This is a genomic window from Bradyrhizobium arachidis (assembly GCF_015291705.1).
GTDB lineage: Bacteria > Pseudomonadota > Alphaproteobacteria > Rhizobiales > Xanthobacteraceae > Bradyrhizobium > Bradyrhizobium arachidis.
Map to the genome: position 1 here is coordinate 4,207,101 of NZ_CP030050.1, position 24,465 is coordinate 4,231,565.

Consider the following 24,465-nt stretch of genomic DNA (forward strand, 5'->3'; position numbering starts at 1 on the left):
GGGGGTGTGCGGGTACTCATTTCAATCGAGAACTCTCATGGACACAGGCATCCTCGCGCAATGAACTGGGGCAGAGGTCTTGACACGGTGTCGATGCCCAACGAGCGTACTCGTGCCCACCTGCCGAGAGATCCTCATCCACAGGGAATGGCCCGGCCTAGCGATGCGTCCGCCGTTAGGCTAGTGATGAGCCGATTCAAGCAGCTGCCGCTTGGCAAAATCCGCAAACGGCCCCGGCTCGTTCATGAGCTCCGCGTAGCTTCCCGCTTGCACGACCTTGCCGCGCGAGAGCATGACAATACGATCCGCATTGCGCACGGTGCTGAGGCGATGCGCAATCACAATCCTCGTAATGCTCAATCGTTCCAGCGAGGTGCCGACGATGCTTTGGGTTTGGTTGTCGAGTGCGCTGGTTGCCTCATCAAACAGAAGAATCCGTGGTGAGCGCGCAAGAGCGCGGGCGATCAATAGTCGCTGCCGCTGACCGCCTGACAGCGTAGTCACGCCTTCCGCAACCAGCGTATGCATGCCCATCGGCATCTGCGCGATGTCGGCATCCAGCGCCGCCAGTCGGGCGGCCTCCCAGGCCTTCTCCAGCGGCAGATCAACGCCGCCGCAAATGTTGTCGTAAAGGCTTCCGGTTGCGAGCTTGGTATCTTGCAGAACTACGCCAAGCTGCCGGCGCACGGCGCTGATGTCGAGCGTGTTGAGAGCCTTGCCGTCGTAAAACACCGTGCCAGCTTCCGCCCGCTCAAAACCGAGCAGCAAACGAAAGAGCGACGATTTCCCGCTACCTGAGGGACCGACGATCGCGACGTAGTCACCCGTCGCAATGCTCAAGCTGATATCATCCAGGACCTTCGGCCCGCCTTTCATATAGCGGAACACGATGCCGGAAAGTTCGAGCTCTCCAGATAGCTCTCCGGGTGATCGCCGTTCCTCAGAGATCTCGGCTGGAGTGGAAATCACGGGCTTCAAGCGGCTGAGGTGAGGAATCGCCACCAGTGATTCACTGACGCTCGAGGCCCAACTGCCGATCGCGGCCGTGGCCTGTCCGAACGCTGCCAGAAAGCCGAGAAACGCGCCGAGATCGAGCAGGACGTGACTGTTTGTGTAGGAGGCGAGCGCAAAGATGACCAATGTCGCCAGCATCGGAAAGGCGGTATCAAAGGTACTCAGCGCGTTGGCCGCTTGCTGCGAGGTAATAAAATAGCGCCTCTGTACGGCAAATTGTTGCGACCATCGCGCTAACGCGCGCGCCGTTGCGCCTGCCACGCGCAGCTTGCCGACTCCCGCAATCAATTGCAGCACAAAGCCACTGGCCTTGCCTTGCAGGTTGAACTGCTTGGTTTCGTAGTAGAGTCGCACGGCGCTCGTGCCAAGAATTGCAGCTGCTCTAATCATGGTAAGCAGCAGTGCAATGCCGCCCAGTCGGAGGTCATAGTAGAGCATCAGTCCAATGCTGAAGAGACAAAAGAACGAGGCCGTAAAGCCGCCCAGCACACGCCCGGTGAAGATCCGGCGAGTGGCGTCGATGCCCATGGCGCGATCGACCAAATCGCCGCTTGTATATTCGCGAAATAGAGAGGTGGGCAGGCGGAGCAGTCGGTCGATCAGCGCGGCCTGCAGCTTATAGTCGAGCAGACCTTCGAGCCTTAACGTGACCCGTCCTTGCATCGCCTGCAGACCGGCCATCGCCAAAGCGGTGACCGTCAGCGCAAGCGCACAAACAAGGAGCTGATCGATCTCGGTGCGCGGGATAACCGAATTGACAAGGACATTGGTGATCAGTGGCGGCATCAGCGACAGTAGCCCGATTGCTATAACAGCCAACGCGATGCGCGCGATGCTGCCGGAAACGCCTCGCATCGCAAAGGTAAGCAGATCGCGATATTGGAGCGGGCGGGACGGCAGCGCCGGATAGAAAGTGATGGCCTCTGATTTGAGTTCGCCAGCAACGGAGCGATCGACCGGGCGACGACTTCCACCCTTTGGGTCGAACATCGTGTAGGTGTTCGCCCGCTCGCGCACCAGAGCCACTGGACTGCGTTGGTCTCCGTGCCAACCGAGGAGCGGTCCGGCATCGGTCTTCCACCAGACATCGCGCAGGAGTACACGGCGGATCCGCAACTGGGCTGTGCGAGCGATCTCCAGAATGTCGCTGAAGGCCTGTCTTGTGGGTTGAGCGCGCTGCGAAAGTGTAACCGGTATTCCCAGTTCTTCTCCGACAACCCGGCAACTGCAAAGCAGTGGGTCTGTCGGGTCCCATTCGGATTGCGCACGATCGGCTTTCTTGACCACGACATCAGCGAGCCGCTCAAACGAGTCGAGGGTTTGCGACGCAGTGAGTTCGTCGCGGCGGACCAGGCGTTCCCGCTCTCGAATGACGCCCTCTGCCAGGCTGCGCTCAAGATGAGCGATAACTGTTACCTGGAATCGATCAATCGCGGACCACAGAACCTGGGTACCTGGCGGGTTTGGGTCGAGACGCAATTTGCACCCGCGCTCGCCGGCTTCCACCCACACCCCAGCGGTCAAAGGGAAGGGAGGCTGCCCGGGAGCGAAGCTCGAGCCGAGGTTCATGACCTTTGCTGTCCCGGTGTCGAGGTGTGCCCACAGGAGGTCCCGCATCGGACCGCGACGTCGCTCGCCCGGGTGTAGTTCAATCTCCTCACCGCTCACCAACTCGGAAATCGCTTCGTTTGCCGCCGAGCGGACCATGAACACCGCCAATTGGGCAATCCAGCCAGACACAGGGACAAAGGACGCTGCACTGCGCGGTATCTCCAAAAGCGCATTCCCAGGCGGGCCGACAGCGATGATTTGGAGCCGGCTGCCCGAGGTTTCGCAGGCATTGTGCAGGTCCAGAATGCATCCGCCGTTTTCGACACGAAATAAATGCTGGCGCGTGCCCGTCGGCTGAACTGCAAATAAATCGACGTGACCGGCTGCCACTTGAAGAACGTGTTCGTGGTCGCTGAGAAGCATTGGGCGACGCGCATCGAGCGAAGTCCGGTGCGACAGACCGATCGGCGCCTCGCGTTGTTGTCCGACGAAATTCTCGCTGACAAATCGATCCGTCATTCGCGCGCCACCAGTTTGGCATAGGAAGCCTGAAGCGCAAGAAGCTCTTCATGCGTGCCGCGTTCAACGATGCGACCGCGTTCGAGCACGATGATTTCGTCGCAATCGCGTATAGTACTCAAGCGGTGGGCGATGATGATGCAGCTGCAGCCGCGGCGCCGCAGGTTGTCGTCGATGGATTTTTCCGTGATCGGATCAAGTGCAGCCGTCGCTTCATCCAAGACAAGGATCGAGGGATTGCAAACCAGGGCGCGGGCGATTTCGATGCGCTGACGCTGACCACCGCTGAAGTTCGTACCGCCCTCATTGACGTGGCAGTCATAATTGCCTGGTCTAGTCGCAAGGTCTTGATGAATGAGCGCGTCCTTGGCCGCCGTCAGGAGGTGGCGCTCATCGGTTGTTGAATCCCAGAGCGTTAAATTGTCCCGCGCCGTTCCCTCGAACAGAAAGACGTCCTGGTCGACATAGGCGACGGAGTTCGCAAAAATGTCCGCAGGGACATCCGTCAGCTTACATCCATCAAAACGAATCTCGCCGGACCAGGGTTTGTACAGTCCGCAGATCAGTTTGCCGAGGGTTGATTTTCCACTGCCCGACATGCCAACGAGTGCCACGCGCGAACCGGCAGGGATCACCAGCGAAAGATCCGCCAAAAGCGGCGGTTCGAGCACCGAATAGCCGAAGCTGATATTGTGAAGTTCGAGTCGGCCGGTAAGCTTCGGCGGCAAGGCACCCGCATGTGTCGGAGGTTGCGGCGCTAGCGGGTATCGGTAGACATCCTCGAGCCGTTCGAGCGCTCCCTTGATGGTTTGCAGGCCACCGAAATAGTTCACGAGGTTGACGAAAGGCTCGGAGAAACTCAATGCTAAGGATTGGAAGGCCACGAGGCTTCCCAGCGTCAACGAGCCCTGAATGACCCGCAAGCCTCCGACACCAAGAATCGCTGCGATCATGAGACCCGTAAGCAAGGTCGGGACCATGTCCAATATGATGGCGGAGGCGCCGATCCTCTGTTCGGCGTTGAGGTTTTTGGCTTGAAGACCGGCCCACCGGCCAAAGGCGTCGTCTTCCAATCCACTTGCTTTGATGGTTTCGATAGTCCGCACCATGCTCACGGTCGCCCCGAGTAGCCTTCCCTGATCGAGCGCCAGCCGATAGCTCAGTTCCTGGCGGCGTGAAGCGACAAGCCGCAGGAGAAGAACATTTATCAATGAGATTGTGACGCAAAGCGCGGTTAGGCTGACGTCGTAGACGGCCATGGCCGCGGCGAACAAGACCACCGACATCAGGCTGAGCGCATTGGCGGCAATGCCACTTGAAAGCAGCCGGGCGATCTGTTCGTTGGCTGCAATACGGCCCGCAATGTCGCCGGCGTGACGTTGGGTGAAAAATTCCATCGGCAGCGCCATGAGGCGCCACAGAAAACGGCTGGTCATCACGACGGCGAGCTTGGTCTGCAGCCGCAATAGCAGCGATTGGCGTATGGTGGTCAGAACGGCCCGGAGAGCCGCCGTCAGCGCCATGCCGATCAGGAGCGGCACAAGCCAGCTGCGCGTGTGCTGGATCAAAATCTCATCAACAAAGATTTTTGAAAATCCCGCGGCAACAATATTGGGCAGGACCGCGGCGATGCTGACAACAACTAGCAGGGCCACCGCCTGCTTTGAGTGGCGCAGCTCCCGTATGAGCAGGCCTATTCCCTTCGGTTTGCTGCCGACCTTCTCGAACCTTTCGCCCCGTTCGAACACCAGGACAACGCCGGTGAAGGCGTGGTCAAGCTCGACCAGATCGATCTGCCGACGCCCGCTCGCGGGGTCATTTATGTAGGCCCGCTTTCTATTAATTCCTTCCAGAACCACGAAGTGGTTGAAGTTCCAGTGAATGATGCAAGGCGTTGGAATCTCGGCAAGTGCCGGAGGCTCGACGCTGTACCCCTTCGCCGTCAGTCCGTATCGGCGCGCCGCTCTGATGATGTTGCTCGCCTTGCTGCCGTCACGCGATACGCCGCATGCGACGCGAAGCTCCTCCAACGGAATCCACGCACCGTAATAACCGAGAATGATGCCAAGCGCTGCCGCACCGCATTCGACGGCTTCCATCTGCAGTATGATGGGTGTCCGCTGGCTGCGTCGCTGCGGCAACCAGCTCGCCATGCGGCTGACGTAGGATTTGGGCCGGCCGCGCCCGCTGGTTGGCTGGTTTGGAGAGCGCCTATCCATCAATGCCCGTGAGGTGCTTGAGCAGGGGTATCACCAGATCGAGGGGGCGCTGCCGGCGTGTTGTGATCTCGGCCCGAGCCAACGTTCCGCTCGTGAGATGAATGTTCGGCCCCTCGCCCACGGCCCATCGATATCCGGTTGGAGTGGAGGCGTCTTCATCGAGCGCAACCATCGCGGCGTAAGGTGCACCGTCGCGCGAGAAGCGTGAAACCAGGCTTTCGTTATGCAGCAGCGCGGCCATGCCTTGCGGCGTCATCGGGAAATCAGAGATGCTGATTACGTTGCCGAGCATCATGCCGAATTCCTCGCGCTTGACCGTGCTTGGCTCGAGCTGCACCTGCATGCCAGGCTTGATCTGTTTGCCCCGTTCGGCGGGAACATAGACGAGGGCTTGGAGCTTGGCGCCTTCGCTTTCGATCGCAATCACCGGTGTGCCGATGGCCAGCACCGAACCGGGCGAAATCTTCACTTCCAAAACACGCCCGTCCATCGGGCTGATCACTTGGGTGTTCTGGCTCAGCTGTTCGGCGGCGGCATTCATCTGCCGCCGGGCCTCGTTGAGGGAAAACTCGGATTGCTGAATTTCGCGACCACGCTCCGTTTCCAGATCCGTCTTCTGCGACCGCAGCTTCAAAATCTCGTTTTGGGCGTCAGTACGGCGCTGTTGCGCATCGGCCAGCTCCTGGCGTCGCTCTTCCAAATTGCGCCGCGTCGTGTATCCCTTGGCCAGCAAATCCTCGAGGTTTTTGACATCGACGGTGAGATATTCGATACGCTGGCTCGTTGCCTTGATTACCTGTTGCAGAGCCATTTCAAGTTTTGCAAAGTTCTGGCTCTTAGCGGCGAGTTCGCTTGCAGCTTTCGACACCCGATCGGCGTGCTCTCGCTGGCGTTCATGAAAGACCTCGGTGGCTGCGTTGTGCTTTTGCTGGATCTCGGTTTGAACGATCTGGGCGATGGGTTGGTCCTTGTTGACGTGCTCGCCCACCGTGACTGCGACCGACTGCAGCCGTCCGGCCGCGGCGGATACGGCCTCGACGACCTTACCGCCACTGCCGATCAGGATTCCCTCACCGGAGACGCGAGTGGGCACGCGCCCGAAAATGCTCCACAGCACGGCCGCCCCAAGCGCAATGCACAGTACAAGGGTAAGAATCCAGTCAGCAGGCTTGGTGATAACAACGAGATGATCGAGCTGCTCGGGAGACGCAGCCCGGTCAAGGGCCGCGGCGCGAAACGCCCGTTGCGGCCCACCGGTCATGCTCTTATGCTCCGGGTTTGGGAGCGGTTCAGACGCCGACATGTCTGCACTCAAAAGCAAGTGTGAACTGAAGCCGACGATCCCCGATCTTTGCACAGAAGCAACCATCTAACAATCAATAAGGGGTGGCAGGGGAAGGACCAATTGGGATGTACGGGCTGATCGGCACCACGAGATTTTCGTTCCCTGCGCGAACGCACCGAAAGATGCTGGCGGCAAGCTTGGGGCTTGGGCTTTTCCTACCGGGTATGTGCTGTGCGGGCGTCCTGTCCGAGGGCGATTTCAGGCAAGCGGAGAGCCTTAGGCCGCTTTTTGCCAACCTCATGAACGACCTTGTCGCAACCGCAAAGCGTCCCGATGTTTCGAGCGGGGACGCCGACTGTGTCAACTCGGCTATTCGGGAACTTCTTCAGATCTCCGACGAACTGGCAAGCTATGAGTATTTGATTACGATGGAGAAAGATCTGATCGATTTTGGCGACAAAAATCCAATGCGTGATATCGTCAAGTTTGCCGTCGACAAGAGCAGCGCGATCCTGATGAGCGAAAGAAAGCGGTTGGTTCAAATATCCGAGCGGTGTACCAAATATCCGTTAGGGCAAGGAAAGATTGAGCAGGCCCTAACCATCATCGACACGACGACAGGCATATTGGCTTCCATTCGAGCTCGCCTTTGACCGTGCGAAAGAAGGGCCCGCGCGGTAAGCGATCTCCACGTGCGGAGGTGACAGCCAAGGACCCCTTGCAGATCCTAATCGAGAAAAGCGCGCCCAGGTCGACCGGTGAGTAGCCGAGCACCATCGAGAACACCTTGGTGCCACTTTTTGTAAACCGGCGGCAAGCGTCCGGCGGTGTAGGCCTGACTGTCTTCGATCGGCCCCAAGTTGCTGGGCGAGGGCGGCGATCCGACAGATCTTGGCGATGCAAATCCAGGATCATGACAAGTTCCCGAAGTTTGATCACCGCGCCCTCCCTGCTGCCTGTGGCAGCAGCGTCGACGTCTCGGCGGCTTGCCAGCGCTGGTCGCGGGAGTATAGTTTCTCGATGGCTGTCAGCTCGCTCGATCTGAAAGCGTTTTTGCTTGCCACACCATTCTTCGGTGGTCTCTCAGACACGAGTTGCGATCTCTTGGTCTCTATGCTGGTCGAGCGCCGCTTCGACGTCGGCGACATTGTCGTGGCGGAAGGAGAGCCGGGCCGCTCAATGTTCGTTGTTCACTCCGGCCATCTCGTGGTGAGCAAGCTCGGGGGCTCGGGGCGCATAGTTCGCATGGCGAGCCTTGGGCCTGGCGACTTTTTTGGCGAAATGACGCTTATCGAGATGCAGAACCGATCAGCGACTATCGTTGCGCAGAGCCCAACCCTGCTGTACGAGCTGGCGGCTCGACAACTCTACGCGTACTACAAGGCCGACATCTACGCGTATGTGATGGTGATGCAGAATATCAACCGCGAGCTTTGTCGGCGGCTTCGCCGTGCCGACAATCGCATTGCGGAGCTGCAGAGGCTTCATGCGAGTTAGGGACGAAGTGATGTTTATGTCCGGCGGGAGCAGTAATCAGGAGCGGCTCGTCATCATTGAGCGCCAACTATGTCGGGTCGATAAAGGCCAGCCAGGAGAGGTAGGCGCACACTAACAGGATCTTCTGAGCGTTGGTCGAGCCGTGCTCATCTTCAACCTGTCAGGCCGCGCTGGCTGAGATTGCGGCGGTATCGATGTCGCTGCGGCTTGTAGGTCAGAGAATCTGCCGTTTCCTGCTGAGACTCGCCACAGGCAAGGCGTTGTGGCGCCAAGATGAGTCCGTGTTGGCCGGCAGCGAAGGCTGTAGGCCAACGAGGAGTTTATGCTCGGTTTGGCGAGATGCGCATAAGGCTGGGATGCCGCTTTTGAAAACGCGTTGCACGATTTTGTCGAGCAGCCCAAAGGCCTGTTGGATGTGAGCCGACTGCTCACTTCTGTTGATGTGTTTGGATGAACTGTGGCGCGGCGGGCTGAAGCTTCTTCCAGTTGCAGCATTTCTGATCGGCATTGCTCTCTCTTGTCGCCGCGATCCTCAAGCCGATCTGGCGTGTGCACTGAGAATCCAAAGACGCGATTTCCGCTTCCAAATCATGCCTATATGGCCCAAGAAGAGCCAAGCTGCAGTGGCTTCGTCGCACCGGATTTCTCAGTCGGTCCCAATCACACGAAGGATCAGTTTAGGGCTAAATAGATAAACGGAATGAATGGCTTAAGTTGTGAATTTTCCGGGGCGCCATGATGGATCGGGCTGGCTGATCCAAGCTCGCGTTAGGCGTTGCTTGATAACGTGAGCTCGATGAACATTGAGATGGGCCGCAGATGGGCCGCGTTCTCGCGCTCGTCAGTTGCACGATCCGATGCTGAGACGTCGGAGATCTCGTTCCGACCGGACGCTACTACCGCGCAGGCCATTCAGACGGGGTCCGCTTTGTGCAGCTGTCCATGCATAGCTGCCGCAAGCCTTCACCGCCGCTTGTGACCCCAAGAGGACGTTGACCTTGGCCGAAGCTCTCTCCAGAATGTTGGGGCAGCGGAGCCTATCATTAGCAAAGGTGAACCCGTGCATCGGTTGGGTATCTTCGACGAAGTGCGAGAGCGCCTGATCCTCCGCCCGTGGTGGCGTCGCGGTGTTTGACCGTTTGAGACCGCGCCGCACGACGCACATCGGCATCGATCTGCAAAACGGCTTCATGGCCCGGGCCGGAAACTAGCCCGATGAACCCAACCAACCGTGCCGACAATACGAAGACATGCCAGAACACGTCCACCATCACGATGCGCGATCAAGATCACATCACCTCGCCAAAAACATCTATATCGCTCCCCATCAAGGCGAGGAATGGTCCTCGCCTGAAACACTTTCATAGGAGAGCGACATGACTACGATCAAAGAACTGACGACCGCAGAGTTCGATGTCGCGAGAGCACTAACGGATGACGACCTCGACATCGTCACAGGCGGAAAGGACGTCGCATACATTCAAGCGGCCCCGATAGGGAATTTTCTTGTTCACATGTCCGATAAAAGCACAACCGTCGTATACTATCCACCCGGCACATCTGGGAGACCGTAACCCGTCCCCGACGACCTCTTTCACCACGGACACCGAGCGGACACGGACACCACACCTATAGGTGTGGCCGGCCTGTCTGGGCTTCGACCGGGTACCGCTCACGGTCTGCCCCAGACCCACATGGATGGCACTGAGCGCTACACCTGTCGGGAATGCGGACTGATCAGGTTCGCTAACAGCGAGGGATGGAACCATTTCGAATGGCGGCTGGACAGTCCAAAAAGGTGAACCACTGCCCGCTACTTGCTACCGCGAAAGCAATTCTGAGCCTGATCGTGGCAAGCTGACTTCCGGTATTGGCCCGAAGCTGCCGACCCGGCATGTCAGCTGCCTGTCCGCTCACGTGGGGTGAAGCGGGCTCGATATGCTCAAAGCGAGTTCTTCGGGCTGTGACCCAGAGCGGTCATAGCCCGGCCTGAAATCTCGCACCGGGCCGTCTCCTGCCGTATCGCCGTGTGATATCCTTTCAGTCGCAAGAAGTGGAGGGACTGCACAGTGAAACGCCGCGAGTTCATTAGGTTGCTAGGCGGCGCAGCGGTGGCGCACAGCGTGGTCGGTAAGCGCTGATGGGTACAGCAAGCAAGACGGTCAACCTTGCTTTACAGGGTGGCGGTGCGCATGGCGCCTTCACCTGGGGCGTTTTGGATCGCCTGCTCGAAGATGAGCGGATGTCGTTTGAGGGGATCTGCGCTACCAGCGCTGGCGCCATGAACGGCACGGTCATGGCGTACGGCCTGACGATCGGCGGCCGCGAAGGCGCAAAACTCACTCTCGCCGAATATTGGCGCCGCATCAGCGAAGCTGCAGTCTGGGGACCGCTGCAGCCGTCCATTTTCGATCGTCTGTCGCAAAATCATTCGATCGAGAAATCGCCAGCCTTCATGTTCTTCGACATGATGACACGACTGTTGTCACCTTATCAGTTTAACCCATTGAACTATAACCCGTTGCGTGACGTGCTCGAGAAGACCATCGATTTCGACCGACTGCGCAGGGAGAGTGTCGTCAAGCTGTTCCTTTGTGCGACAAACGTCCGCACTGGAAAGGTGAAGATCTTTGAGAACCATGAGCTCACCGTCTCCGCCGTTCTCGCTTCCGGGTGCCTTCCGCAGCTCTTTCAGGCTGTTGAAATCGATGGCGAAGCCTATTGGGATGGCGGCTACATGGGCAACCCAGCAATCTTCCCGCTGATCTATGGCTGCCAATCCACCGACATCATTGTTATTCACATCAATCCAATTGTGCGTGGGGAAATTCCTCGCACGGCGAGCGATATATTAAACCGATTGAACGAAATTAGCTTCAATTCGTCGCTGATGCGCGAGATGCGAGCAATTGCCTTCGCCAACAAGCTCGTCAGCAGAGGCGCGCTGCACGACGAGATAAAGACGATGCTGATTCATGCCATAGAGGCGGAATCGTTCATGAAAGGCCTCGGCGTCGCCTCCAAGTTTAATGCAGACTGGGAGTTTCTCACCTATCTGCGCGACGTGGGCCGTACCTGCGCTGAGGAGTGGTTAGCCGCAAATTATTGCCATATCGGTGTGCGTTCGACCATCGACATTCACGGCAGATACTTGTAGCGCGTTTAGATTGGTGCAGCAATACAGCAATGCCTTAACGAGGCCAAGACGGCGACCCGAGAGGAAGATACATGTACTGCCGCGCACGGCCACCATCAGCCCCCATTCCGATGCAGGCGGCTGCGCCGACGCCGAGGAAGCTGCGGGTTATGCACGAGATGGCGTCCGCTTGTGCCCGTCACGTCTCAAATGTTGATTTGCAGCGAATGTCGGCATTGGTGGTTGTGCCTCCCCGAACTGAACCAGTTTACCGTTTTCTCCCGCCGCTCGAGCGCGTGCGCTTATTTGACTTTCTCCGACGACGCTTCCTTACGTTAGCTCAAATTGGCCCATGATGGATTGGAGCGAGACTTCAAGTTTCTCAAGTAGTTAGATGGCCGCGTGTGCGCGACGTGTGCACCGGGAGATCAAGAAAAATCCCATCTGGGCCAGCGTGACCCGGGCATCCGAGAATGGATCTAGGCGCTCTTTCGAGCAAGCCGCACGTGTTGAGGATAGGGTGATATGTGGCGTGTCGACAAGAGATGGCAGCCATCCGTTGATAGAGGCGTCACTGCTGACCAAGCACTCAAATCGATCAGAGATGCAGGACTTCGCGGCGTCGTCAGGTGAGGATGCTTTGGTGCGCCATTGTTGAAACGTCGCGATTGTAGGCTCGCCCTTCGTTAGCATTTATTCCATCACGATCAGCGGGATCGGCAACGCAGTGATCGACTCGATCTTCTCCATCGCGAAGCGCGAGGTGACGTTCTTGAGCGGGACGGCGTGGATCAGCTTCTTGTAGAACAAGTCGCAGTTCTGCTGGTCAGGGATGACGACGCGCAGAATGTATTGACGGCAGCCGCGAAGCGCGTCAGCTATTCCGGAAGCGCTTCAGCTATTCCGTCGGCGGCCATCAGTTTGGTTGGATCGTACTGAAGCCGCCATTCGTTTTTAAGCGGAGCATCGGGCGCGGCGGCGCTGGATCAGTCGTTCGCGAGCAACGCGAGCACGTCTGCGTGGCGCAGGCGCGGCGTGGAACCGACGTTCAGGGGCCGGCGGCAGGAGTCCGATGGTACAGAAAGCGTTGGCATGCCCATGCTGCCGAACGACGCATAGAACGAGGTACGGTCGGTGGGCGTATGCTGAGGCGCCCCTGTCATGGTGCCGAGCGCGAAGAGGAGTGCGACCAGTAGGACGAGCGGCACGATCAATGCCTCATGCGTGCCGATACGATCCGTCACTGCTCTCGCGTCGATCGCTCGCGCGAGAGGAGAGCGAAGGTCGATCCATTCCAGGATGAATTTGAGCATGCTGACCCCACGTGTCGCTGTTGCTTCGCGAACGCCTCACTTCATCTCGTCAGACAAGGCGAAGCCATCATGGAGATGGTTAGCCTGGATTGCCGTCTTGAACGCCGGCGATTTGCATCGGGCGAGACGAACGTCGTCCACATGCTTAGAACTCGCGGCCGCATGCCATGATGGTTCAACATGCTACTCTCTGTGCTCGGCAGTAAGCCAAGTCGCTCATAAGGGGGAGGCGCGAGGAACATTGTGGCAGGCCTCAAGAATCGGAGGCGACCTCTGCTCCGGACGTGCGCGAGCGGCGCGCCTGGAGCATTTCGATGATCGCGAACATCAAGATCACGACAATGAGCACGACGACGGATGCGGCAGCGATGACAGGGCTTACCTGAAGCAGGATTCCATCCCACATCTGCTTCGGCAAAGTCGTCTTGACGAGGCGCTGGCGCTGGTGAAGCTGGACGGATTCGGTGATCGCAAGCCGCGCCAGCTGTCGGGCGGCCAGCAGCAGCGCGACGCGCTGGCGCGTGCGCTCGTGATCCGGCCGAAGGTGCTGTTACTCGACGAGCCGTTCTCGGCGCTCGACAAGAATCTGCGCGGGTCGATGCAGGTTGAGCTGAAGCAGATCCAGCGCGAGCTCGGCGTCACCACGATCTTCGTGACCCACGACCAGGGCGAGGCGCTGTCGATGTCCGACCGTATTGCGGTGATGTCGGCGGGGCGCATACGTCAGATCGCGGCGCCCGGTGATGTCTATCGCCGTCCCGCGGATCGCTTCGTTGCATCCTTCGTGGGGAACGTGAATGTGCTCACTGGGGGTCTCCTCGAGCGGCGCGGAGAGGTCGCAACAGTATCCGTCGGCGACATGCGCCTTGAGGTCCCGGCGGCGCCGCTCGCGAAGCTTGCCATTGGCGACGTCGTAGACGTCTTCATTCGGCCGGAGCATCTCGCAGTGACGTCGGAAAGCACGCCGGGATCGCTGCGCGGAACGGTGACGGCGCAGGTCTTTCAGGGCGATCACATTGACCTCTACATCGAGATTGCCGGCGTTGTGCGCGAGCCCATCCTGCTGCGCGCGCCGGGGGTCGCGGCATTGTCTTCGTGCCCGGCCGGCACTGAAGTGGGACTGATCGTGGGATCAGACGACGTCGTGGCATTTCCGCGCGAAGCCCGGGCGTGAAGCCATGGGGCGTGCTGCGCCTTCGGGGTAAGATTCCATCATACGGAAAATGTCGGAAGCGGGCTCGCCGGGAAATTCAACACGGCTCCGGCGCCCGGCACGTGCGGAGGCACTTGAGCGTTCATGCGCTGCAATAATAGGCTTTTCGCTGCCTGCGCGATGGGCGCGTGGCGTCGAAATGATCGGATTTTCTGATGGACAATCCAAAATCATGATGCAAACTATGGATACATAATTTGAGAGTGGGAGTGACCGATGGTGCGAACGGTGGTCCGGGCTGGCCATGTCATTGCCTTTCAGGATGGCGGTCATCGGCATTTGCAAGACGGCGTGGTCGTCATCGAGGACGACCGCATCACGCATGTTGGCAGCGGCGAATTCGACGGTCAGGCCGACGAGTTCATCGATGCCAGAGACAAGATCGTCACGCCGGGCTTCATCAACACGCACACGCATCTGAGCGAGTCGCCGCTCGACCGCTCGTTCGTCGAGGATCGCGGCCCGCGGAATTTCTACCTTTCCGGTCTCTTCGAGTTTCTCACGGCGCGCGATGGTGCCATCACCGACCAGGCGCGCCGCGCGTCGGTTGCCGCGTCGATGCCGGAACTGATCCGTACGGGCACGACGACCGTCGTGGAGATGGGCAGGCACGGCCAGTACGTTGCCGAACAGGCGGAGAAGGCCGGACTGCGTGCCTATATCGGCGAGTTCTATCGCTCGGGGCGCTGGTACACGAAGGACGGCAAGAGCGTTCAATACGAGTGGTCGCCCGACGACGGCGCGGCAGCGATGCAGCACGCGGTCAATTTCATCAAGGAAGTCGATGGCCGCGCCAATGGCAGGATCAAGGGCTTTCTGACGCCGGTGCAGGTGGATACCTGCTCCGAGGCGCTGCTGCGCCGCTCGCGCGAGATGGCGACCGAACTGAAGGTGCCGCTCGCGCTGCATGTCTCGCAGTCGGTGCCGGAATTCCAAGAGATGGTTCGTCGCAACGGCTGCTCGCCCGTCGAATGGCTGGAGAAGATCGGCTTCCTAGGCAACGACGTCATCCTCGGCCATGTCATCATGCCCGGTGGATCGAGCTGGACAAATTATCACGCTGACGACGTCGGCATCCTCGCCGATACGGGCACCAATGTCGCGCACGCGGTCTGGGTGTTCGCCCGCCGCGGCATCGCGATGGAGAGCTATTCCAAATACCTGGCGCGGGGGGTCAACATGACCCTGGCGACGGACACCTGCCCGCAGAGCATGATCGAGGCGCTGCGCTGGACGGCCGTCATCAGCAAGATCATGGATCGGCGAACGGAGGTAGCGACCGCCGCCGACGTGTTCAACTCCGCGACATTGTCGGCCGCGAAGGCGCTTGGCCGCGACGATCTTGGCCGGATCGCACCTGGCGCCAAGGCCGACCTGCTGTTCTGGGAAGGTGCGAGCCTGTTCATGACGCCGGTGCGCGATCCCGTGCGTAACATCGTCTATTCCGCGCAGGCGGAAGACCTGAACGCAACGATGATCGACGGCAAGTTCGTCATGAAGGATCGTGTCGTCCCGGGTTTCGACGTTGATGCGCTGCTGGCCGATCTGCAGGCGGGCGCTCAGCACATGTGGGCCAACATGCACCGCGAGGATTGGGCCCATCGCGACATCAATATCCTTTCACCGGAGAGCTATCCGGCGTTCAAACGCTAGCCTGATTGACGACCTCATCCGCGATGAAGCCCGCGCGGAGGCACTGCATCACCGCGCAATTTAGGGGACTGAAATGAAGCTGCACATGAAGATGGCATCGTCGCTTCTGGCTGCCGTCGTATCGACGTTGTTAATCTGCGCACCGGTAACGGGAACCGAGCTGAAGATCGTGATGGAAAGCCGGCTCGGCAATCTCGACCCGATCCTCAGCGCCTCGCACCAGACGCGTGACCACGGCTATCTCATCTATGACACGCTGTTCGCGCTCGATGCGCAGCAGAAGATTCATCCGCAGATGGTCGATAGCTACAAGGTGTCCGAGGACGGCAAGGTTTATACGTTCACGCTGCGCGACGGCCTGAGGTGGCACAACGGCGCTCCCGTCACCGCGGCGGACGTGGTCGCGTCGATCAAGCGCTGGGGCAAACGCGATCGTATGGGCATCGCCCTGATGTCGATCACGTCGGACGTTTCTGCCGCCGATGCCAAGGCTTTCTCGCTCACGCTGTCGACCCCGTCCGGCGTCATCCTCGACGCCTTTGCCAAGCCGAGTGGCGTTCCGCTCTTCATCATGCCGGCAAAGGTCGCGGAGACCCCGGTGACCGAGGCGATCACCGACTACACCGGCTCCGGGCCGTTCATCTTCAAGGCCGACGAATATCAGCCGGGCGTCAAGGCTGTCTACGTCAAGAACGAGAGCTACGTGCCGCGCAAGGAAGAGCCGAGCTGGTTTGCCGGGCGCAAGCTCGCAAAGGTCGATCGGATCACCCGTATCGAAATGGCCGATCCGCTGACCTCGCTGAATGCGCTGAACAGTGGCGAAGTCGACTACGTCCAGAACATCAACTCCGACCTGATGCCGCTCGTGAACGCGTCGAAGGTGACGACGGCGCGTCTGGACCAGCTTGGCTACCAGATCAGCTATCGCTTCAATCATCTCCAGGCGCCGTTCAACAACAAGTTGGTCCGCCAGGCGGCACTCTGGGCAATCGGGCAGCAGGAAGTCATGCAGGCCCAGTTCGGCGCGCCGGAAAACTACAAGCTCTGCGGTGCGGTGTTCGGTTGTGGGCTGCCGTATGAGAGCGATGTCCTGGCGAAGATGGTGATGAAGCCGAACGTCGAGAAGGCAAAGGCCTTGCTGAAGCAAGCCGGCTACGACGGCAAGCCGGTTACCATCCTGCACATCTCCGACATTCCCTCGCTGTCCTCGGTCGCTCCGGTCATGGCCCAACAGCTTCGCGCTGCTGGTTTTGTGGTCGACTTGCAGGCGATGGACTTCATGACCATGCTGTCGCGCCGTGCCAATCAGGGACCGACGACGGAAGGTGGCTGGAGCATCTTCATCACCAGCTGGCACAACACGGAAATCCAGGAGCCGCTGCGCAACTTCATGATCGTGTCGGAAGGCAAGGGCGGTTATGCCGGCTGGGCCGACGTACCCGCCATTCCGCAGCTCACCAAGGCCTTCCTGACCGCGGGGTCGGAAGCCGAGCGCAAGGAGATCACGACCAAGATCCAGTCGATCGTCTATGACGAAGGCGTCTTCGCGCCTCTTGGTTCTTTCGCCCGCATCAGCGGTTACAGCAAGGACGTCAAGGGCGTATTGCCGGCGCCGGCGAACATCTTCTGGAACGTCTCCAAGGGCGTGCCGTAAGACGATGTTTGGCTATATCGTCAGACGCTCCGTGATGACCATCCCCGTGATGGGGGTGGTCGCACTGATCGTGTTTGCCCTGCTGCATTTTGCGCCGGGCGATCCGGCGGCGATCATGGCTGGCGATTCGGCCTCTCCGGCTCAGCTTGCCGAGATCCGCGCACGGCTCGGCCTCGATCAACCGCTCCACATCCAGTTTTTCTACTGGCTGGGTCAGCTCGGCCAGGGGCATTTCGGAACGTCATTGCATTCGCACAAGCCGGTCGCCGAGATGATCTCGTCGCGCATCGGGCCGACGCTCTCGCTCGCCGTGACGACGATGACATTCTCTCTGCTGGTCGCCATTCCCATGGGCGTCTACGCCGCCTGGGCGCGCGGCCGGCTTAGCGACCGCCTGGTGATGATGATGGCCGTGCTCGGCTTCTCGACGCCCGTCTTCGTCACAGGCTATGCGCTAATCTACCTCTTTTCGCTGAACGCTGGCTGGTTTCCGGTACAGGGATTCACCCCGCTCGCGACGGATCCCGTCCGTTTCCTGCAAACGGCAACGCTGCCGACGTTGACGCTGTCGGCGGTCTATGTCGCCCTCATCGCGCGCATCACCCGCTCGAGCGTGCTGGAGATCCTGGGCGAAGATTTCATCAGGACGGCCAGGGCCAAGGGCGTCCCCGAGGCGCGCGTCGTGCTTCGTCATGCGCTGCGCAACGCAGCCGTGCCGATCGTCACGGTGGCAGGCTCGGGCGCAGCTTTCCTGATCAGCGGCGTGGTCGTGACGGAAAGCGTCTTCAACATCCCCGGTCTTGGCCGGCTGATGGTGGAATCGGTGCTTGCGCGCGACTATCCGCTGATCCAGAGCCTGATGCTGCTCCTGTCGCTGATCTACATCCTCATCAACCTCGCGGTCGACGTCCTCTACATGGTGTTCGATCCTCGCATCCGGGCCTGATCGGTGGGAGAACTCGACATGAAAATGTCCGCCGTCTTGCCTGCCGCGCGGGAGCGCCGTGCCGGGCAGTGGCGCGCACGCCTGCGCGGCAATGGGCTTACGATCGCAGCTTCAGCTTTCCTGGTGTGTCTTGTTCTGGTTGCGATCCTTGCGCCGCTGCTGACCAGCGCCGATCCGATTCTGATCAACGCCGTGAACCGGTTGAAGCCGCCTTCGGCGCAATTCTGGTTCGGCGCCGACACGATGGGGCGCGATCTGTTTGCCCGCGTCGTCTACGGCGCGCGGACGTCTCTGGTCGTCGGCGTCGTCGCGGCGGGTGCATCGCTGCTGCTTGGCCTCGTGATCGGCCTTGTCTGCGGCTATTTCCCGATCGTCGACAGCGTGTTGATGCGGGTCATGGACGGCATCATGTCGATCCCGTCGATCGTGTTCGCCGTGGCGCTCGTCGCGATCACCGGCGCCAATCTGGTCACGGTGCTGCTCGCGATCGTGCTCCCCGAATTTCCACGTGTTGTGCGCCTTGTCCGCGGCCTCATTCTCTCTTTGCGCAACGAAGCCTATGTTGAGGCGGCCGTCTCGCTCGCGACGCCGGCCTGGCGCATCCTGCTCGGCCATATGTTGCCGAATACGCTGGCGCCGTTGATCGTCCAGGGGAGCTTCATTCTGGCGTCGGCCATCCTGACGGAGGCCGTGATGAGCTTCCTTGGCGTCGGCTTGCCGCCAGAGGTCCCGTCCTGGGGCAACATCATCGCCGACGGTCGCTCCTATTTCCAGCTCAGGCCCGGCCTCGTTTTCTTTCCCGGCATCCCGCTCGCATTGACAGTGCTTGCCATCAATCTGATCGGCGATGCCTTGCGCGATGCGCTCGATCCAAAACTCGCGCGGAGAGGCTGATCCATGACGGAGATCAATGCGGCCGCTGACGTGCTGCGCATCGAGGGGCTGACCGTCGCGTTGAAACAGTCTGGTGCGCCGGTCATCGATGACATCACTTTTGGCGTTCGCGCCGGCGAGACGCTCTGCCTGGTCGGAGAGTCCGGCTCTGGCAAGTCGGTGACGTCGCTTGCAGTGATGGGCCTGCTGGATCCAGCCGCGCTGGAGGTCGCAGGTGGCCACATCACGGTCGATGGTGCGGACGTGTTGTCGGCCAGTGCCGAGGAACTGCGCCGGATGCGGGCGTCCCGCATGTCGATGGTGTTTCAGGAACCGATGACCGCGCTGAACCCGGTCGAGAAGGTCGGGGCGCAGGTCGAGGAGGTGCTGCGAGTGCACGGTGAGGGCAATGCGGCCTCACGCCGCCGCCGTGTGCTGGAGATGTTCGAGGCGGTGCGGCTGCCGAACCCGGAGCGCATCCGCGCCTCCTATCCGCATGAGCTTTCGGGCGGACAGCGTCAGCGTATCGTTATCTCCATGGCGCTGATCATGAACCCGAAGCTCCTGATCGCGGACGAGCCAACGACGGCGCTCGACGTCACTACTCAGCGGCAGATCCTGTTGCTGATCTCGGAATTGCAGCAACGTTTCGGCACGGCTGTCCTGTTCATCACCCATGATTTCGGAGTCGTCTCGGAAATCGCCGGCCGGATCGTTGTGATGAATCGCGGCAAGATGGTCGAAATCGGCAGCCGGGCGGACGTCCTGTCGAACCCGCAAGCCGACTACACGCGGATGCTGGCATCGGCGGTTCCGAGCCTGGTGCCGCCGCAGAGGCCGGCCTCGACCGATGCCGAGGTGCTGAGCGTTTCGAATCTGGCGATGTCGTACAAGGTTGGTGACCTCTTTTCGCCCCGGCCGCCGGTGCACGCGCTGAAAGCGACCGACATCAGCCTGCGACGCGGCGAGATCCTGGGCATTGTCGGCGAGTCCGGCTCCGGCAAGACGACGCTTGCCCGATGCATCACCCGGTTGATCCGCCCGTCCCAGGGCTCGATCGTGCTCGATGGCGTCGACATCTCGCGGCTCGGGGAAACAGCGCTCCGTCCGCATCGCCGCCGCCTCCAAGTCGTATTTCAGGATCCGTTCCGCTCGCTCAATGCGCGCAAGCGTGTGCGTGACATCGTCGTAGAAGGCATGCTCAATTTCGGGACGCCGAAGAGCGAGGCTTATGAGCGCGCCGCGGTGCTGCTCGAGCGGGTCGGATTGTCGCGGGACATGCTGATGCGTTTCCCTCACCAGTTTTCCGGCGGGCAACGCCAGCGCATCTGTATCGCCCGTGCGCTTGCGCTCGATCCGGATGTCCTTGTCGCCGACGAATCCGTCTCGGCTCTGGACGTCTCCGTTCAGAAGCAGGTGCTCGAACTCCTGCGCGGCATCTGCGACGAGCGTGGTGTCGGCATCCTCTTCATCACCCATGATCTGCGCGTCGCTGCGCAGATCTGCGACCGGATCGCGGTGATGCGGGACGGGCAGGTGGTCGAGGCCGGCACGGCTCATGCGGTGCTGGCGACGCCCGAGCACACCTATACGCGAGAGCTAATTACCGCAGCTCCCGGTCGCGACTGGGATTTTGCGAATTTCCGCCCCTACAGCCAGTCCGCGTGAGGCGGCATCCGCCGCGGCATGACTGTCGAGAATCAGTGCAAGAAGACGAGGTGAGATGAAAACGATCGGCGTTGATGTGGGCGGAACGTTCACGGATCTCGTCTGCTGCGACATGACGAGCGGTCAGGTTGTCATTCACAAGGTGTCCACGACCCCGCACGATCCGTCCGTCGGCGTCATGCAGGGCGTGAAGGAGCTGTGCGAGAGCGCGGGGGCCAAGCCATCGGAGATCGCCTACGTCTTCCATGGTACGACTACGGCGACCAACGCGGTGCTGGAGAACAAGATTGCCCGTACGGGCATGATCACGAACGAAGGCTTTCGTGACATCGTGCACATCGGCCGGCACCAGCGCGTCGAGCACTACTCCATCATGCAGGAGCTGCCCTGGCAGAACCGGCCGCCGGTCGCGCGTCGCTATCGCAAGACGGTCGCCGGCCGCCTTGCACCGCCCGACGGCAGGGAACTCATTGCTCTCGATGAAGCAGGCGTCCGTCGCGCGGCGGAGGAATTGAAAGCGGAGGGTGTTGAAGCCGTCGTTATCTGTTTCCTGTTTTCATTCCTCAATTCCGCTCATGAGCTCCGCGCCCGTGCGATCGTGGAAGAGGTCATGCCGGAGGCTTTCGTCACGACCTCGTCGTTCATATCTCCCCAGTTCCGCGAATTCGAACGCTTCACCACCGCTGCACTTGCCGCCTCCATCGGTCCGAAGGTGGAGCGCTATATCGCCAATCTCGAAGCCGCGCTGTCCAATCTCGGCATCGCCGGCGAACTCCGGATCATGGCCTCGAATGGCGGCGCCGCAACCGCGCGTATGGTGACGGAGAAGCCGGCGCTGACATTGCTGTCCGGCCTTGCGGCCGGCGTATTGGGGGGAGCTTGGGTCGGCGACCTCGCCGGCCGAAGCGATCTGATCACCTTCGATATCGGCGGCACGTCGGCCGATATCGGCATCATTCGCGGCGGCCGCTTTGCAGAGACGGATGCGCGATCGACCTCGCTGGCCGGCTTTCCTCTGCTGATGCCGATGATCGACGTGCACACGATCGGTGCCGGGGGCGGCTCGATTGCGCATATCGATCGCGGCGGCGCTTTCCGCGTCGGGCCGCAGAGCGCAGGCGCTGTGCCGGGACCGGCGGCCTATGGACGCGGCGGCAACGAACCCACAGTCACCGACGCCAATATCGTCCTCGGCCGGCTCGATCCGGATAATTTCCTCGGTGGCGGCATGAAACTCGATGCCGAGGCCGCGCATCGGGTCATTGCCGAGCTCGCGGAGCGCCTTGGCTTGCCGATCGACGAGGCCGCCGAAGGCGTGCTGACGGTGCTCAACGCCAACATGGCCAACGCAATCCGCTCTCGCACAGTGCAGAAAGGCATCGACCCGCGCGGCTTCGCCTTGGTCGCCATGGGCGGCGCCGGGCCGCTGCATGGGGCGGAAGTCGCCGCGATGCTGTCGATCCCGGAGATCATTGTGCCGCCATATCCCGGTATCACCTCCGCGATCGGATTGCTGACGACGGATCTGAAATATGACGAGGTGCGCACGCAGTTCCAGACGTCGCAGGCGCTCGATATCGATCGGCTGAGCCGCAATTTCGAGGAGATGGAAGCGTCATTGGCCGCGCGCCTCAGGGTTGATCGCGTGCCGGACAATGCCGTCGGTTTCCTGCGCAGCGGCGACTTGCGCTACGTCGGTCAAGGCTACGAGTTGAAGATCGACTTCCCGGCAGGTCCGACGACGCCGGAAGCGATGGCCAAGGTCTGGCGGGATTTTCACGACAGGCATGCCGAGGAATATGGCCATGCCTTCACGGCCAGCGTCATCGAGATCGTCAATATTCGGGTCACCGGCATCGGTGCGCTGCCGAAGCTGCCGCCGCAGGGAGCGTCCGAGGGTGGCTCGCTCGCGCAAGCGGAACTGCGCCACAATCGTTGTACATTCCGCATCGCCGGGACGCTGAAGATGTTCGACACGCCGGTCTATCGGCGCGCGGCCCTGCCGGTCGAGATCCCGTTCGCGGGACCGGCCATCGTCGTCCAGCAGGACAGCACGACGGTCGTGCCGCCGGGAGCGGAGGCCTGCGTCCATCCATCGGGCAGCATCATCATCACTTTGGGAGGCCGCGCATGACCCCAGATCAGCCGAAGGGCGAAAGCCGCATCGATCCGATCACTGCTGCAGTCATTCAGGGGGCGCTCGATAACATCGCCATCGAGATGGGCCACAAGCTCATGCGCATGAGCTATTCGTCCATCATCCGAGAGTCCGAGGATTTCGGCACCGCGTTGACCGATGCCGAGGGTAGCCAGCTCTGCGAGTGCCGGATGTCGACGCCGCTGCAGTCTGGTCCGATTCCCGGTTACATTCGTCATCTGTTGAAGACGATGAAGGAGCGGGGCGACGTGATCCGTCCCGGCGACGTCATCATGCACAATGATCCCTATGGCGGCGCAAGCCACGGTCCTGACGTTGCCTTCTGCGTGCCCGTGTTTCACGACGACGAGCTTGTCGGCTTCTCGGCCACGACGGCGCATCATCTCGACATCGGCGCCCTCTCGCCGGGGAGCTGCGGTATCGTCGATGCCGTCGACACCTACGCCGAGGGGCTGCAATTCAAAGCGGTGAAAGTCTACGATCAGGGCCGCCGCGTCGATCCGGTCTGGTACATCCTGGAAGCCAATCTGCGCGCGCCGCATCTCGTGGTCGGTGACATGGAAGCCCAGATCAAGGCGGCCAGGATCGGAGCGGATCGCTATCTCGAACTGATCGGCACGTGGGGCCTCGACAAGCTCAGGGCCGCCCATGCGGACCTCATGGACTATTCCGAGCGACTGATGCGCGACGCGATCCGTGCGCTGCCTGACGGCGACTATGGCGCGGTCGGCCATATCGACGGCTATCTCGACGATCCCGATCCGGCCCGCAAGGACATGCCATTGGCAGTCACGCTCCGCATTCGCGGCGATTCCATGGTCGTCGATCTTACCGGAACGGCGCCGCAGATTCCGGACAAGCCGGTCAACATGCCGTTTGAGGGAACGGTGGATTGCGCCGTCTGGCTGACGCTGCGCTCGATCCTGCTCGATAGCGTCATTTGCGGCAACATTCCGCAGAACGAGGGCTTGACGCGTCCGATCACTATCGTCGCGCCGAAGGGGTGTCTTGCGAATCCCGAATTTCCGGCGCCGGTGATCGCGCGCTTCTGTCCCGGCAATCAGCTCGCCGATACGCTGATGAAGGCGTTGGCGCAGGTGGTGCCGACCAAGGTATCGGCAGGTATCGGCAATCTCCGCATCGCCTCGTTCTCGGGCTTCAAGGATGGGCGGCACTGGGTTCACATGGAGATCCTCGAAGGCAGTTATGGCGGCCGCGCCGGACTCGACGGCATGGATGCGGTCGACACACTTTATGCCAACACGAGGAACAACCCGATCGAAGACATCGAGATGCACCTGCCGCTGCGCGTCAACCGCTACGAATTGCGCGAAGGGGCTGTGCCGGCGGGCCGCTGGCGTGGCGGCATCGGAAGCGTGCGCGAATTCGCCTTTCTCAATGACGGCGGCTTCTCGATCGAGGGCGATGGCCACAAATACCGGCCATGGGGCTATGACGGCGGCCACGATGGCAGGACCGCATCGATCACGCTCGTTTCAGACAATCAAGTTGCGAAGGATCTTGTCTCGAAGGTCTCCTATCTCAAGGCGAGGCCGGGTGACCGTCTGATTTGCCTTGGCCCCTGCGGCGGAGGCTATGGCAATCCGCTGGAGCGTGATCCGGAAGCTGTGCTGCACGACGTGCGCGAAGGCTATTTCGGTCCCGACACCGCACTTGGGGACTATGGGGTCGTTGTGAACGAAACAGGCGTTGATCTCGCCGCGACACGCGCCGAACGGCTGAGCCGCCAGTGATCGGCAGGCCGC

General features: G+C 60.7%; 16 protein-coding genes and 1 pseudogene. 12 read left to right on the plus strand and 5 right to left on the minus strand.

Annotation, left to right across the window (positions count from 1 at the left end):
- Window positions 1-180: 180 nt before the first annotated feature.
- The 3 genes from WN72_RS19350 to WN72_RS19360 form a co-directional block, all read right to left on the minus strand.
- Window positions 181-3,084 (minus strand): NHLP bacteriocin export ABC transporter permease/ATPase subunit, encoded by a 2,904-nt coding sequence (locus WN72_RS19350; RefSeq protein ID WP_027564509.1) that lies wholly within the window; start codon window positions 3,082-3,084, stop codon window positions 181-183.
- On the minus strand, window positions 3,081-5,183 hold the full coding sequence (locus WN72_RS19355) for an NHLP family bacteriocin export ABC transporter peptidase/permease/ATPase subunit (protein WP_231164100.1): 2,103 nt from the start codon (window positions 5,181-5,183) through the stop codon (window positions 3,081-3,083). Before WN72_RS19355 ends, WN72_RS19350 begins: the two co-directional genes overlap by 4 nt.
- Window positions 5,184-5,295: 112 nt before the next feature.
- Entirely contained in the window at window positions 5,296-6,564 is a 1,269-nt protein-coding gene (locus WN72_RS19360) for an NHLP bacteriocin system secretion protein (RefSeq protein WP_027564507.1), read from the minus strand.
- A 149-nt stretch (window positions 6,565-6,713) separates the two neighbouring features.
- Here WN72_RS19360 and WN72_RS19365 point away from each other — a divergent pair, with 149 nt between their 5' ends.
- The 4 genes from WN72_RS19365 (at window position 6,714) to WN72_RS19380 (ending at window position 11,242) form a co-directional block, all read left to right on the plus strand.
- A complete protein-coding gene (locus WN72_RS19365; protein WP_027564506.1) occupies window positions 6,714-7,241 on the plus strand; it encodes a hypothetical protein in 528 nt (175 codons plus the stop codon).
- A 367-nt stretch (window positions 7,242-7,608) separates the two neighbouring features.
- Window positions 7,609-8,085 (plus strand): Crp/Fnr family transcriptional regulator, encoded by a 477-nt coding sequence (locus tag WN72_RS19370; protein ID WP_027564505.1) that lies wholly within the window; start codon window positions 7,609-7,611, stop codon window positions 8,083-8,085.
- 1,376 nt (window positions 8,086-9,461) lie between these two features.
- A complete protein-coding gene (locus WN72_RS19375) occupies window positions 9,462-9,659 on the plus strand; it encodes a hypothetical protein (RefSeq protein WP_028146192.1) in 198 nt (65 codons plus the stop codon).
- 566 nt (window positions 9,660-10,225) lie between these two features.
- Window positions 10,226-11,242 carry a patatin-like phospholipase family protein gene (locus tag WN72_RS19380; protein ID WP_027564504.1) on the plus strand — a complete coding sequence of 339 codons (1,017 nt, stop codon included), beginning with the start codon at window positions 10,226-10,228 and terminating at the stop codon, window positions 11,240-11,242.
- A gap of 672 nt (window positions 11,243-11,914) precedes the next feature.
- On the opposite strand, the pseudogene WN72_RS19385 reads toward WN72_RS19380, so the two are convergent.
- Together WN72_RS19385 and WN72_RS19390 are read right to left on the minus strand one after the other, a co-directional pair.
- Window positions 11,915-12,076, minus strand: a pseudogene (locus WN72_RS19385) (transcriptional regulator); the annotation flags it as partial.
- A gap of 131 nt (window positions 12,077-12,207) precedes the next feature.
- On the minus strand, window positions 12,208-12,534 hold the full coding sequence (locus tag WN72_RS19390; protein ID WP_092216380.1) for a hypothetical protein: 327 nt from the start codon (window positions 12,532-12,534) through the stop codon (window positions 12,208-12,210).
- A 241-nt stretch (window positions 12,535-12,775) separates the two neighbouring features.
- Here WN72_RS19390 and WN72_RS19395 point away from each other — a divergent pair, with 241 nt between their 5' ends.
- The 8 genes from WN72_RS19395 to WN72_RS19430 all read left to right on the plus strand — a co-directional run bounded on the left by WN72_RS19395 (window position 12,776) and on the right by WN72_RS19430 (window position 24,453).
- Window positions 12,776-13,708 (plus strand): ABC transporter ATP-binding protein, encoded by a 933-nt coding sequence (locus WN72_RS19395; RefSeq protein ID WP_245003237.1) that lies wholly within the window; start codon window positions 12,776-12,778, stop codon window positions 13,706-13,708.
- Between the two features lie 255 nt (window positions 13,709-13,963).
- Entirely contained in the window at window positions 13,964-15,400 is a 1,437-nt protein-coding gene (locus tag WN72_RS19400; RefSeq protein ID WP_092216381.1) for an amidohydrolase family protein, read from the plus strand.
- A 73-nt stretch (window positions 15,401-15,473) separates the two neighbouring features.
- Window positions 15,474-17,054, plus strand: a complete 1,581-nt coding sequence (locus WN72_RS19405; RefSeq protein WP_092216382.1) for an ABC transporter substrate-binding protein — start codon at window positions 15,474-15,476, stop codon at window positions 17,052-17,054.
- A gap of 4 nt (window positions 17,055-17,058) precedes the next feature.
- Window positions 17,059-18,000, plus strand: coding sequence for an ABC transporter permease (locus WN72_RS19410; protein ID WP_092216383.1), 942 nt, complete (start codon window positions 17,059-17,061; stop codon window positions 17,998-18,000).
- Window positions 18,001-18,018: 18 nt separating this feature from the next.
- Window positions 18,019-18,894 carry an ABC transporter permease gene (locus tag WN72_RS19415; RefSeq protein ID WP_092216384.1) on the plus strand — a complete coding sequence of 292 codons (876 nt, stop codon included), beginning with the start codon at window positions 18,019-18,021 and terminating at the stop codon, window positions 18,892-18,894.
- 3 nt (window positions 18,895-18,897) lie between these two features.
- Window positions 18,898-20,541 carry a dipeptide ABC transporter ATP-binding protein gene (locus WN72_RS19420; RefSeq protein ID WP_092216385.1) on the plus strand — a complete coding sequence of 548 codons (1,644 nt, stop codon included), beginning with the start codon at window positions 18,898-18,900 and terminating at the stop codon, window positions 20,539-20,541.
- A 55-nt stretch (window positions 20,542-20,596) separates the two neighbouring features.
- Window positions 20,597-22,675, plus strand: a complete 2,079-nt coding sequence (locus WN72_RS19425) for a hydantoinase/oxoprolinase family protein (RefSeq protein WP_092216386.1) — start codon at window positions 20,597-20,599, stop codon at window positions 22,673-22,675.
- Window positions 22,672-24,453 (plus strand): hydantoinase B/oxoprolinase family protein, encoded by a 1,782-nt coding sequence (locus WN72_RS19430; protein ID WP_092216387.1) that lies wholly within the window; start codon window positions 22,672-22,674, stop codon window positions 24,451-24,453. Before WN72_RS19425 ends, WN72_RS19430 begins: the two co-directional genes overlap by 4 nt.
- Window positions 24,454-24,465 lie beyond the last annotated feature (12 nt).